Origin of the sequence: Citrobacter sp. RHB25-C09, assembly GCF_013836145.1 — a bacterium.
Taxonomy (GTDB): Bacteria; Pseudomonadota; Gammaproteobacteria; order Enterobacterales; family Enterobacteriaceae; genus Citrobacter_A.
The window spans coordinates 2,626,370-2,639,436 of record NZ_CP057483.1; the positions used below are offsets into that span (position 1 = coordinate 2,626,370).

A 13,067-nucleotide genomic window follows, 5' to 3' on the forward strand; every position below is an offset into this window, starting at 1 on the left:
TGCCTCAACGGAACGGCGGTTCGTTAAAGGTACGCAGTTTACGTGAGTGCAGCTTATCGCCTTCGGCACGCAGCAGATCAATGGCATGGATACCAATCTGCAAGTGCTCTGAAATCGCCCCTTCATAAAAACGGTTGGCCTGACCGGGTAGCTTGATCTCACCGTGCAGTGGTTTGTCCGAGACGCAGAGTAGCGTGCCATACGGTACGCGGAAGCGATAACCTTGTGCTGCAATGGTGGCACTCTCCATATCGATAGCCACCGCTCGACTCAGGTTAAAGCGTAGCGCCGAGGCGGAATAGCGCAGTTCCCAGTTACGATCGGAGGTGGTGACGACTGTACCAGTACGCAGACGCTGTTTAACCTCTTCACCCGGCATTCCGCTGACCATTTTTGTCGCGTCATACAGCGCGCGCTGCACTTCAGCGATACTCGGGATTGGGATATCCGGTGGCAAAACTGCATCCAGCACCTGGTCGTCACGCAGATAAGCATGGGCGAGAACATAATCGCCAATATCCTGGCTTTCACGCAGACCGCCACAGTGACCAATCATCAGCCAGACGTCCGGGCGTAATACCGCCAGGTGATCGCAAATGGTTTTGGCGTTGGAAGGGCCGACACCAATATTGATGAGCGTAATGCCTTGCCCGTCGGCGGTAACCAGGTGCCAGGCCGGCATCTGATGTTTTTTCCATGCCAGATCGGAAATAGCCTCTTCCGGTGCTTCTGTTTCTGCGGTGATCCAGATCCCTCCAGCACAAGAGAGGGCAATGTAGGGGCTGTCCGGATCGAGTATCTGACTGCATCCCCAACGCACAAACTCATCAACATAGCGGGTGTAGTTGGTAAACAACACGAACGGCTGAAAATGTTCAACCGGGGTGCCGGTGTAATGGCGTAACCGCGCCAGAGAGAAATCGACCCGGCGGGCGTCAAAGTGCGAGAGCGGGGAAAATTCTGCCGGATGATAAATCCCGTCTGCAGTTTCATCACCAATCTGCGCCAGTTCCGTGGTAGGGAAATGGCGGGTTAATCCAGCGCTCATGGAGCGATCGAGCGTCAACTCCGACCCGTCAATTACATAGGGATAAGGGATCTCATGCTGGGACAGTTCTACCGTAATATGCGCACCATAATCCTGCGCGAGCAGCGTCAATTGTTCTTCAAGATAAGGTCGGAACAGCGTCGGACGGGTAATGGTGGTGGTATAGCACCCGGCATGGGTGAAACGCCCATAGGCGCGGGTTTTCGGTGGATTCGTCGCGCTACCATCCCAGGTGACAGAAAGTGAGGGATACACAAACAGACCGTTGTGACGGGCAACCGGGTCCGGAAGTTCACCTGTTTCAATATACCTGCCAATCGCACTGCGCAGCGCTTGTACCGACTGCTCATACAGCGTATCAAGTTTTTCCAGGGCCTGTGCAGGCGTCAGGCTTGAGCCCTTACTCTTCATCTGTATCTCCTTGTTCTACAGGTGTACTGCTTTAGAGATAGTATGTCAGCAGATTGTGAAACAAAAGTGAGAGTTTTAGAGAAGATGCGAAAGCCGAATGGCTTTCGCAGAGTAATCAGTCGGATTGCTTGTCTTTCATCAGCAATGCGGTGGTCGCCGAAATCAGACAGCCAGCCAGAAGGTAGAGGGCCACGCTGTGCCAGTCGCCGCCTGAAAAGGTGACCAGCGCCGCAGCGATGAAAGGGGTGAAACCTCCACCGACAACGCTGGCAACCTGATAGCCAACCCCTGCGCCGCTGTATCGGTAGCCCGCACCAAACATGTCGGTGAACATCGGTTGTTGTACACAGACCACCATGTCATGAGCGATGTTGGCAAGCATCAGCGAAAAAAATACGATCCAGAAGAGTGATTGCGACTCCAGGGCCATAAAGAACGGGAAGGCGCTTAACGAGCCGATCAGCGCACCGGTAATATAGATGCGCCGACGACCAAAACGATCTGCCAGCCAGGCAAAACAGGGGATCGTCACGCAGCTCAGCCCTCCGACCAGCAGCCCAATATTCAAAAAGAGCTCGCGGGGTAGCCCCAGGTTCTGTGTAGAAAAGTTCAGGGCGAAAGCGGTCACAATATACATGGTCAGAAGTTCGCACAGACGCAGAGCAATGATCTTTAAAAACGCACCCGGATGGCGAATAAGCGCTTCCATCACCGGCAGACGGGCTTTCTTTTCTGGTGCCTGCTGTTTTTGTTGCTCGAATACGGCAGATTCTTCCATGCCGTTTCTTATCCACAGCGCGCCAAGCACTAGCACAATGCTGAACAGGAACGGAATACGCCAGCCCCAGCTCAGGAATTGTTCATCGGTGGTGAGATAACTGATTAGGGAAATAAGACCGGTTGAAAGCAACAAACCCACGCCATACCCCACCTGAACGCCACTGCTGTAAAACGCTTTTTTGTTTTCCGGCGCGCTTTCCACCGACAGTAATGTGGCGCCGCCCCATTCGCCGCCCACGGCAAACCCCTGAATAGCCCGTAGCAGAACAAGCAGCGCGGGTGCCCACCAGCCGATAGCCGTAAATGAGGGAAGGATGCCAATTAACGCAGTGGCAATGCCCATCATCCATACAGTCAGCATGAGCATTCGTTTACGACCGAGGCGATCGCCGAAGTGACCAAAGATGACGCCACCCAACGGGCGGAACAGAAATCCGACGCCAAAGGTGGCAAAGGCAGCGAGCGTTCCCATGGCCGGGCTGACCTGGGGGAAAAACTCGCTGTTAAACACCAGAGCTGCGGTTATGCCGTAGATCAGAAAGTCGTACCAGTCGACAACGGCACCGGCAAAACTCCCCAGCGCAGCGCGGCGCGCACGACTGAGTGAGGGTATTTCATCCTCTGAGGATGTGGTGATAGCGGTGGAGTCCATAGTAATCCTGTCTGTACATTTTTTATTATTAGTATGGGAATAGGGTCGCGCACATTGCGGCCGATACATAAGCGACAGTTATGAGACTACCGCGACAGGACAAAAGAGAAAACGATTTTTATTCAGGTTGGCAAGAGAACAAAATAATCCATTCTTTAACGAAGGCCAAAAAGCAAAAAGCCCGCTAAAAGCGGGCTTTTCTAAATTTGGCTCCTCTGACTGGACTCGAACCAGTGACATACGGATTAACAGTCCGCCGTTCTACCGACTGAACTACAGAGGAATCGTGTGAACGGGGCGAATATTAACGATGCCCAACCTCATTGTCAAAGCCTGAATACACAATCGCGTTTGTTTGCCGAAATATTCGTCGTTTCGCCGCTTATTCCGTCGCAACGGGTGTTTTTGTCACCTTTTTATGGGATGGGCGTGGGTATTTCCACAGCCATCGCCCGCTGACCATTCGCCAGTAAAACAGCGCAGCGCGTACCGCCCAATCAAAGAACATCCCCATCCAGACGCCGACCACGCCCCAGCCAAGCACGATGCCCAGCGTATAGCCCGCGATGACACGGCAGCCCCACATGCCAAGCATCGACACCCACATGGCGAACCTCGCATCACGCGCCCCCTTAAAGCCGGAAGGTAGCACCCATGAAGCCGCCCAGATGGGCATAAACGCCGCGTTAAGCCAGATCAGGATCACAACGACATCTTTCACTTCCTGATCGCGGGTATAAAACGAGGCCATCAGTCCGGCGAACGGTGCGCTTAACCATGCAATGGCCGTGAGGCCAATCGTAGAAAGCCAGAATACGTGTCGTAGTTGAATTTCCGCCTGCGCAATTTGGCCATTTCCCAGTCGTCTGCCCGTAATGATCGTGGATGCCGATCCTAACGCATTACCCGGCAGGTTAATTAATGCAGCAATGGAGAAGGCAATAAAATTACCGGCGATCACACTGGTCCCCATGCCAGCCACAAACATCTGGGTTAACAACTTGCCGCCGTTGAAAAGCACGGACTCAATACTGGCAGGAATACCAATTCCCATGACTTCCCAGATAATCGCGAAATTCAGCGGCTTGAAATAGCTCTTCAGCGTGATACGCAGCGCCGGATTAAAGCCGATCATCAGCACCCAGATGATCGCCACCGCACCAATATAACGTGAAATAGTGAGTCCTAATCCAGCGCCCACGAACCCAAGCCCAGGCCAGGAAAATACACCGTAAATCAGGATGCTACTAATAATGATATTGAGGATATTCATGCCACCATTAATCAGCAGCGGGATTTTGGTATTCCCTGCCCCGCGCAGCGCGCCGCTACCAATCAGCGCAATTGCCGCCGCAGGATAGCTTATTACCGTTAATTCGAGGTAGGTCAGCGCCAGTGCTTTGACTTCTTCCGTCGCCTCGCCGGCCACGACGTGAATAATCTGCGCGCCAAAATAGTGAATCACCGCTGCCAGAATCACGGCAAACAGCGTCATAATCACCAGAGATTGTCTGGCAGCCGCCCGGGCACGCCTGGGATCTCGCTTGCCAAGGCTAAAGGCCACCACCACCGTCGTTCCCAGATCGATCGCGGCGAAGAAGGCCATAATCACCATATTAAAGCTATCAGCCAGACCGACTCCCGCCATCGCCTCCTTCCCCAGCCAACTGACCAGAAACGTACTGAGTACGCCCATCAGTAAAACACAGGTATTCTCCAGAAAAATAGGCACGGCAAGCGGCGTAATTTCACGCCAGAAAAGCACCTTATAACTCTTGCGTTTAGCATACCAGGGCGTGCGAGAGACGGCCTGACGTAAGGCTGCGGAGACGTTCAAAATGGACCTTAGAGAAGAAAGTTGAAACCTCATTTCAAATGATGAGGGAGAAAGCCAAAAGCTGCAAAGTTTTTTCCGTAGAAAATGTCTGTAATTGCAACAAACTGTTGAGGGAAGCGGCAACTGAACAAAGATGTCCGAAATGGGGTTTGACAAAAGATTTTTCGCCGCTAAGATAAGCCTCCACAACGATTCCTCTGTAGTTCAGTCGGTAGAACGGCGGACTGTTAATCCGTATGTCACTGGTTCGAGTCCAGTCAGAGGAGCCAAATCCTTGTTTTCGAGCATCCTTACGAATCTTTATCATTTTCGATTCAACGGGTTGGCTCGAAAAACCTTATTACACTGCCTTCTGATTACCCCAATCAAGTCTACGATCCCCACGGGCAGCATCTACAAGTCAAACCAGACAGTTCCCATCCCTCGTATCTCAAGTACCCTGTAAACAGTATGGAACCACGCATTGCGCTGGGGAAAAACCTGCCGAATCTCTCCTGTATGCTGCCGTATTTCCTGGGCAAGGAAATAACATCAAAAGACGGCATAAATCATGATGAAGGCCGTATTACGAACCAACGTCCTCACTTAGGTTTATGACAGCGCAGGGTCACCTTTTTACAATCCATATTTCTCAGCCAGGCCCGTCGCTGCCTGCTGCCAGCAGTGGAACGATGACATCACTGAGCGGCGTTGGGATGCCATGTTTTCGCCCGAATCGCTGTACCACCCCGTTTCGAATGTCCCATTCAAGCGGGCGGTTTGCCTGCCTGTCAGCCAGGATTGAGGTTCCTAAATCAGCCGGAGCGCTATGGAATCCATCCACTATTGCCTGCGGTACATCATCATCCAACATGGCGCCTTCTGCACGCGCGACGGCGAGGCATTCTTGCAAATAAGCCAGTGCAAGCCGGGTGATATCAGGACGACTAAACATGCCGGCGCGGCGGTTCGCCAGTACCATCAGTCCCGCCACCGCATTCTGGAGTAATTTGCGCCAGGCGACAGAGGTGAAATCAGCCGCCAGCTCAACGGTACAACGGGTGCCGCTTAACGCGTTGAGCACCCGTTTCGCTTCAGGACAATCCGGCAGGGTGAGGCGCGGCCTGGCCCGTAACCACACAGACGCGTCCGGCTCCCGTTGGGCCGGAAACCAGACCACAGAAGGCAGCACTGTGGCACCGCCAGTGTATGAGGCCAGGTGTTGCTGTTCGACGCCATTTTGAAGGGCACATACTACTGAATCTTTGCCACATAAGACCGAAAGCCAGCGTGCTATCGCCTCTGTCTGTGTCGCTTTTACGGAAACAAAAATCAGATCAAAGGGTTGGGTTATTTCTGTTGAATTGATGAGAACAGGCCCCGGGACAATTATCCGTCCTTCATCATGGCGTAGCTCTAGTTGAGGGTATGCAGTACGACCACACAGAATGGGAGTCCGTCCTACTTCATGCAATGCCGCTGCGATGGTGGTGCCGATAGCACCAGGACCGATAAGTGCAACAGAAGGATTCATCAACATCGTTTTTTCTCCTTAGTCTCTGTTACTGACTCGCTACAGTTGGGGTGCCCTATTCCAGGCATTTAGAAAGCCCGATATGTCGCGGGCTTTCTGTTTTCAGAGTTACAGGCGTCAACCCTGCGTTATTTTCACCGGCATCCCTGAGCGGCGTTCGAGCGCTTCGCTTACGCGATGCGTGTCCACACCCGCCCCCTGCATAAAGCTGCGCATAACTGGCGTGATGGGAAGAGGGACTTTCTTATCCGACTCGTATTCTGTGCGATTGCGAGAAAGCGGTTCGTGCACCTCAATCCAGCGACTGCCATCCGGTTCGGTGGTCGTTTTTACCGGCTGATCGATGATCTGTACGCGTGTACCGACCGGAACATTCTGGAACAGATACGCGATATCATCGTTGCGTAAACGGATACATCCCTGGCTTACTCGCAGCCCAATACCGAAGTTGGCATTGGTGCCATGAATAGCGTACAGCTTACCGATATAGATTGCATACAATCCCATCGGGTTATCAGGACCCGGCGGGACGAAAGCCGGTAAACTTTCCCCTCTTTTGGCGTATTCACGGCGGGTATTGGCTGTCGGCGTCCAACTCGGCGCTTCCTGCTTGCGCTCAACGCGAGTTACCCAATTTCGCGGCGTTTCGCGCCCTGCCTCACCAATACCAATCGGCAAAATCTCAACGCTATTGCTGTCTTTTGGATAGTAATACAGACGCATTTCCGCCACGTTAATGACGATGCCCTGTCTCACGGTGGCGGGTAAAATAATTTGCTGCGGCACCACCAGCGTTGAACCCGACACAGGGAGAAACACATCCACGTCCGGGTTAGCTTCAAGCATATTACTCAACCCTTGCCCGTACTGGGCGGCGAAGGTTTCCAGCGGTTGAGTATTCTGATCCGGAATGGTAATGGTCAGCGGTTCGCCAACCAGACGACTCCCTTCAGGCGGTAACGGATAGCTGACAGCCAGCGCGCTCTGGCCTGCAAGCAGCATAATAAGTGAACACAGTATTTTCACACGAGGCAACATTTCCCTTTCCTCAGTCGCGGCAGATGTCGCCGAATTATAGCTTTTTTATATAATTTTGTTTTGAACATCACTCCTGAAGTGCAAACCGTAGGATTCACAGGTCGGATACGCAGGGGCATCCGGCAACAAACCGGGTTATTTGCCTTCCGGCAGCACTATGTTGCTGGCCGCCAGTTGCCCCATATTGTGATACATGGCGCAGGCTGCTTCGACAACAGGCATCGCCAGCGCGGCCCCACTCCCCTCACCCAGGCGCATCCCCATATTGAGATAAGGTTCCAGTTTCAGATGTTCCAGCGCAATCTGCGCTCCTTTCTCCGCCGATAAATGCGAAGGAATTAAATAAGGCTTAATCTCGGGCGCTATCTGGCAGGCCGCCAGCGCAGCGGAATAAGAGAGGAAACCATCTAACAGCACCGGCAAGCCGCAGGATGCGGCCCCCAACATCACGCCTGCCATTCCTACCAGGTCGAACCCTCCGACTTTCGCCAGCACATCAATACCGTCATGCGCATCTGGCTGGTTAGTGGCTATCGCGCGACGCACCACATCGATTTTATTACCCACACGCGAAAGCGGTAAATTAGCGCCGATCCCCACTACGTCATCAGGCTCGCTGCCGGTGAGAACGCTGACAATGGCCGCCGCAGGCGTGGTGTTCGCCATGCCTAACTCGCCGACGCCAAACAGCGTAACGCCGTCCTGCGCAAGTTCACGAGTATAGCGAATCACTTCAAGCAAAAGCTCTTCTGCCTGTGCGCGACTCATGGCCGGTCCCGTGGCAATATTCCCGCAGCCGCGAGCCACGCGCATGTTCACAACGCCGGGGATGGGTTCGGCATCAATCCCAACGTCAATCACATGCACTTTCGCTGCGGCCTGCGCCGCCAGCACGCAAACGCCCGTGGTGCCGCGCGTCATATTCGCGGCCTGAATTGCGGTCACAATCTTCGGCGAGATAGCAACCCCCTCATCCCAGACGCCATGATCGGCGCACATTACCAGAATCGCTTTCTTACCAACCTGCGGTGTGCCGTTCAATCCGGGCATTCCCGCTAACTGTATTGCCAGCGCTTCCAGCCGCCCCAGACTTCCCGGTGGCTTAAGTAGACCATCAATATGCTGCTGAGCTCGAGCCATCGCGCCACTGTCCGGCGGTGGAATTTCGCGGAGTAAAGCGGTTAACGTCTGCATAAGGGTTCTCTATAGGTTGGCTGACTCACAGCAGAGCCAGCAGGAATATCAACTCGCCAAGTTCAATCGCTGCCCCCAGCGTATCGCCGGTCTGCCCGCCAAGCGTGCGTTTTAACAACTGTCCGAGGATATAAATCGCAATCATTGTCACGACCATCGCCGCCACACCCTGCATGCCTGGCAGCAGCACTGCCGCAAAAATAACCGCCAGTCCGAGGGTAAAACAGGTTTGTGTTCCGGTCACATGACCGATAAAAACATTGCCCAGCCCCTCTTCACGGGCATAGCGATGCTGATACATCAGCAGAACGGCGGTTCCGCGTCCTACCGCACACGCTGCCGCCAGCGCCGCCAGCATCGGAGTACCTCGCAGCGCCAGTTCGCTCACCACCAACACTTTTGCCAGCAGCACGAATATCAGCGCCAGCCCACCGTGGGTTCCCAAACGGCTGTCGCGCATAATCTCGAGCATCCGCTCCCGGCTACGCGCCGAAAAAACACCGTCGCAGGTATCTGCCAGACCATCGAGATGAAAACCTCCGGTCATCAACGCCAGCGCTAAGACGCTGAATAACGCCGCCAGCGGAACACCGCTCCATGACTGAAAAATCAAAAAGACCAACCCGCTCAGTGCGCCAAGCAACAAGCCGATCAAGGGAAACATTACGATACCGCGGGAATAATGTTCGAACTCCAGCCCCTGCGACAAGCGGCCAGGAACGGGCAAACGGGTGATAAAAGCGAGCATCGCCCAGAACAATTTACTCATTTAATTTTGACTCCAATACCTGATACCACCAGCCAGACCTCATCCGCCGCCGCCGCCAGACGCTGATTCACGCGCCCGGCAATGTCCCGAAAATGGCGCGCCAGCCGGTTTTCCGGAACAATGCCCATGCCCACCTCGTTAGTCACCAGGACTACCGTCGCCGGGCATCGCTGACAGGCGGCAATCAACGAGATAATTTCCGCCTCAATCACCTTTTCCATTGCGGCGTAATCCCAACTCTCGGGGTCGCTATCTCCGCCGTAAGCAAACAGCAGGTTAGTAACCATCGTGGTGATACACTCCAGCAGAATGGCCTCATCCGTACCGTTCTCCGCCGTGATGAGCTCGTCAAGATGCTGCCAGCGCTCTGCGGTTCGCCAGTGCGCTGGACGACTATCTCGATGATGCTGAATTCGTGCCGCCATCTCTTCATCCCAGATTTGCGATGTCGCGATGTACAACACCTGAGGGCAGTCGGCAATCAGGGCTTCAGCGTGTCGGCTCTTACCGCTACGTGCGCCGCCGGTAACCAGAATCATCATACGGACTCCTGGTGCTGTTGCATGATGGTATAAATTTTCTCAATATCGATGTGTTTCCGCATCGCATCTGCCAGCAGGTCAAACTGCTGCGATTTATATTGCGCGTAATGGAACGTGGGATCCAGGGGAGAAAGGCCCTTACGTTGGCGCAGTCCGTTGACCAGCGCGCGGGTAAAATCATCGCTATCAAACAGACCATGCAGATAGGTGCCAAACGCCAGCCCGTCCGCCGTGACTGCGCCATCCGCCACGTAGTGACCGTTCTTATTTAATTGCACTACCGGCTGGCAGTAGTCTTGTAGCGTGGTTTCACCCATATGAATTTCGTAGCCGCGTACCGCCAGACCAGACGCTGCCGATAACCAACCGGGTAAAACGGGCGACATTGTCCCGTCGACCAGCGTTGTCGTTTTATGTTGGGCAAATTGCGTCGTGGTCGGCAGCAGGCCAAGTCCTGGCAGCGTGCCCAGCCCCGACTCCACGTCGTCGATCAGGGTTTCGCCCAGCATCTGGTAGCCACCGCAGATCCCCACCACCGGTACATGTTGTCGGTGCGCCTGCATTACCGCGTGGGCCATACCGCTTTCACGCAGCCAGACCAGATCGCCCAGCGTATTTTTGCTGCCAGGCAGGATCACCAGGTCAACGCCGCTCAGTTCTTCCGGCTGACGCACATAGCACACGCGCACATCCGGCTGCGCGGCCAGCGCATTAAAATCGGTGAAGTTCGAAATATGCGGAACCTGCACCACCGCAATGTTGATATCGCGCTTCCCGGTGCGCAAATACTTCCCTTTTTGCAAGGCCACACCGTCTTCATCTTCGAGATCGATATCCAGCCACGGCATCACGCCCAGTACGGGAACACCGGTCAGGTTTTCAATCTGCTCAATACCGGAATAGAGCAGCGCCACGTCGCCACGAAACTTATTGATGATGACGCCTTTCACCCGCGCGCGTTCATGCTCATGCAACAAGGCTAATGTTCCGTAGATGGAGGCAAACACCCCGCCCCGGTCAATATCAGCAACCAGTATTACCGGGCATTGCGCCATTTCAGCCATGCCCATATTGACGATATCCCGGTCGCGAAGATTGATCTCTGCCGGGCTACCTGCGCCTTCGAGTACCAGCACCTCAAACTCCTGCGCCAGGCTCTTATAAACGGAGAGGATCTGCTCGCGCAGTTGCGGCTTATACGCGTGATAACTGACGGCGTCCATATCCGTCGCGACCTGTCCCATCAGTACGATCTGCGCTTTACGATCGCTGGTCGGTTTCAACAGCACCGGATTCATGCGCACATCTGGCACGATCCCGGCCGCCTCCGCCTGGAAAATCTGCGCGCGCCCCATCTCTTTGCCATCCGGCGTTATGCCGGAGTTAAGCGCCATATTTTGCGATTTAAACGGCGCGGTTCGCCGGCCATCCTGGTAAAAGATGCGGCAAAGTCCTGCTACCAGTACGCTTTTGCCGACGTCAGACGCCGTCCCCTGCAACATAATTGCCTGCGTCATGACGCCTCCTTAATATGTCGTTTTTGCATACGACGAAAAAATTCTTCTTCGGTTTTACACAGCGGAAAGCCTAGCTGCGCATGCAGTTTTACCAGCCACGGCTGGGTTAACCCGGCCGCCTCTATCAGCGCTGTACGCGTGAACACGTCACCTGGCTCGCCGTTGGCTAGCACTTCGCCATGATGCAGAACATACACGGCATCGCTGACTTCATAGATCAAATCGATGTCATGGCTGGAGATCACCACGTGATTCCCCTGCGCCACAATACGTTTAATGATGTCAATCATCTGACTGCGACCGGAAGGATCAAGTCCTGCCGTAGGTTCATCAAGCAGTAAATATTTCGCCCGTAGCACCAGCGCCCCGGCAATAGCCACTCGCTTTTTCTGCCCGTGGCTTAAGGACTGAATGGGCTGATGGCGAAAACGCTGCGCATCCACCAACGTCAGTGCGTCATCCACCCGCCGGGCAATTTCATCCTCTGCCACGCCCAGATTACGCAGGCTGAAGGCGATATCGCTGTCGATATCGGTATAGAAAATTTGCTGATCCGGATCCTGAAACACGGTCGCCACCTGCTGACGCAGTGCCAGCAGGCCTCGTTTGCTGTAATCGAGCGGCTTCCCCTGCCACATCACCGCACCTTGCTGAGGGCGCAGTAAACCACTCAGGTTCATAAACAAGGTAGACTTTCCACACCCATTCGCCCCCACCAGTCCGGTAACGGCGTGCGTCGAAAAATCCAGCGTCAAGCCTTTGAGAACCTGCGTATCCTGATAGCGAAACCAGAGATCGGTGGTGGCAAGCATGCTTATCCTTACAGGTGAAAATCACCCTGATACAGTTTGATATCCAGCGTTGCCGCCATTTGCTGATAGCGAATCAGCACCCGGGTGAACAGTAATCCCACCAGCATTGCCAGCGAGCGGTAGCTTTCAGGCAGGCTACGATACCCAAAACGCAGCGTTTGCGCGCGATGAATCGCCAGCGCCTCCTCCAGGAGGATGAAAATAAAACGCCAGGTCAGGAGGATCTGCTCTGTGAGCAGACGCGGCACGTGCGCCCGTTTGAGCAGAGCAATCAGCTGCGGAAACGGCAAATTCAGCACCAGCCAGAACGTGGCAGCGAGCGCCGCCAGGCTGCGCCAGAAGGTGTCGTTTGCAGTATGCAGCCCCGTCGTCGTCACGCCCAGCCAGTACTCACCCAGTGGGAACCCTGCCAGTAGCGTTTGCGGATCGCGGCTAACGCTGAACAGGATCGTCACTACACCAACCAACAGGAAGCCGAACGGCAGCGCCATCCAGCGGCACCAACGGAGAAATGATATCCGCAGCAGCCAACAGGTCAGCCCTGCGGTCATCGCCAGTTCGATCCCCTGTCCCCATGGGGGTAAGCTAAACGCCAGAATCATTAACACCAGCCAGAAAAGAAACTTGCGCTCCGGCGCGACGTGATACCAGCGGCTCTGGTAACTCAGTCGGTCAAGACCGGTCATCACGATGCTGTCTTCCTCTGGCGTAGCCCAGAATGTAAAAAATCACCGCCGCGCCGATCGACCCCTGCAAGGTGAACAGCAGGCTTTCAATTTCACCGCTTGCCGGTTCGTACAACGGCTGGAACCATGGCTCATACTGCGGCGCAACGGCCTGAATCTGGCTTTCAGCCTCACCGTCCGAACCACCGTATTCGCCGCCGTGATTGATAAAGAACGGCAGAATCACCAGAGCAATCACCATCGATAACAGGATCAATGTCTTTTTCAT

Annotated in this window: 12 protein-coding genes and 2 tRNA genes; 1 reads left to right on the plus strand and 13 read right to left on the minus strand. The window is 54.4% G+C overall.

The features are described 5' to 3' along the window. Positions 1-4: 4 nt before the first annotated feature. The 4 genes from HVY19_RS12300 to HVY19_RS12315 form a co-directional block, all read right to left on the minus strand. Positions 5-1,459, minus strand: a complete 1,455-nt coding sequence (locus tag HVY19_RS12300) for an AMP nucleosidase (protein WP_181680868.1) — start codon at positions 1,457-1,459, stop codon at positions 5-7. Positions 1,460-1,574: 115 nt separating this feature from the next. Continuing rightward, positions 1,575-2,891 (minus strand): shikimate transporter, encoded by a 1,317-nt coding sequence (gene shiA, locus HVY19_RS12305; protein WP_181680869.1) that lies wholly within the window; start codon positions 2,889-2,891, stop codon positions 1,575-1,577. 207 nt (positions 2,892-3,098) lie between these two features. Continuing rightward, a tRNA-Asn gene (locus tag HVY19_RS12310) sits at positions 3,099-3,174 on the minus strand. Positions 3,175-3,273: 99 nt separating this feature from the next. Next, entirely contained in the window at positions 3,274-4,761 is a 1,488-nt protein-coding gene (locus HVY19_RS12315; protein WP_346342133.1) for an EmmdR/YeeO family multidrug/toxin efflux MATE transporter, read from the minus strand. A 160-nt stretch (positions 4,762-4,921) separates the two neighbouring features. On the opposite strand from HVY19_RS12315, the gene HVY19_RS12320 reads away from it, so the two are divergent. Beyond that, positions 4,922-4,997 (plus strand) — tRNA-Asn (locus tag HVY19_RS12320). A 362-nt stretch (positions 4,998-5,359) separates the two neighbouring features. Here the strand turns inward: HVY19_RS12320 and HVY19_RS12325 are convergent. From HVY19_RS12325 to HVY19_RS12365, 9 genes are all read right to left on the minus strand, one after another. Next, positions 5,360-6,247 (minus strand): oxidoreductase, encoded by an 888-nt coding sequence (locus HVY19_RS12325; protein ID WP_181680871.1) that lies wholly within the window; start codon positions 6,245-6,247, stop codon positions 5,360-5,362. Positions 6,248-6,358: 111 nt separating this feature from the next. Next, positions 6,359-7,279: a L,D-transpeptidase gene (gene ldtA, locus HVY19_RS12330; protein ID WP_181680872.1), complete on the minus strand. Its 921-nt coding sequence runs from the start codon at positions 7,277-7,279 to the stop codon at positions 6,359-6,361. 135 nt (positions 7,280-7,414) lie between these two features. Further along, entirely contained in the window at positions 7,415-8,473 is a 1,059-nt protein-coding gene (cobT, locus tag HVY19_RS12335; RefSeq protein WP_181680873.1) for a nicotinate-nucleotide--dimethylbenzimidazole phosphoribosyltransferase, read from the minus strand. Positions 8,474-8,498: 25 nt separating this feature from the next. Beyond that, positions 8,499-9,242 (minus strand): adenosylcobinamide-GDP ribazoletransferase, encoded by a 744-nt coding sequence (cobS, locus tag HVY19_RS12340; RefSeq protein ID WP_181680874.1) that lies wholly within the window; start codon positions 9,240-9,242, stop codon positions 8,499-8,501. Beyond that, entirely contained in the window at positions 9,239-9,784 is a 546-nt protein-coding gene (cobU, locus tag HVY19_RS12345; RefSeq protein WP_181680875.1) for a bifunctional adenosylcobinamide kinase/adenosylcobinamide-phosphate guanylyltransferase, read from the minus strand. The genes cobS and cobU overlap by 4 nt, the downstream gene beginning before the upstream one ends. After that, positions 9,781-11,301, minus strand: a complete 1,521-nt coding sequence (locus HVY19_RS12350) for a cobyric acid synthase (RefSeq protein WP_181680876.1) — start codon at positions 11,299-11,301, stop codon at positions 9,781-9,783. The genes cobU and HVY19_RS12350 overlap by 4 nt, the downstream gene beginning before the upstream one ends. Next, entirely contained in the window at positions 11,298-12,113 is an 816-nt protein-coding gene (locus HVY19_RS12355) for an energy-coupling factor ABC transporter ATP-binding protein (protein WP_181680877.1), read from the minus strand. The genes HVY19_RS12350 and HVY19_RS12355 overlap by 4 nt, the downstream gene beginning before the upstream one ends. Before the next feature lie 8 nt (positions 12,114-12,121). Then, positions 12,122-12,799: an energy-coupling factor ABC transporter transmembrane protein gene (locus HVY19_RS12360; protein WP_181684279.1), complete on the minus strand. Its 678-nt coding sequence runs from the start codon at positions 12,797-12,799 to the stop codon at positions 12,122-12,124. Next, positions 12,786-13,067 carry an energy-coupling factor ABC transporter substrate-binding protein gene (locus tag HVY19_RS12365; protein ID WP_181680878.1) on the minus strand — a complete coding sequence of 94 codons (282 nt, stop codon included), beginning with the start codon at positions 13,065-13,067 and terminating at the stop codon, positions 12,786-12,788. The genes HVY19_RS12360 and HVY19_RS12365 overlap by 14 nt, the downstream gene beginning before the upstream one ends.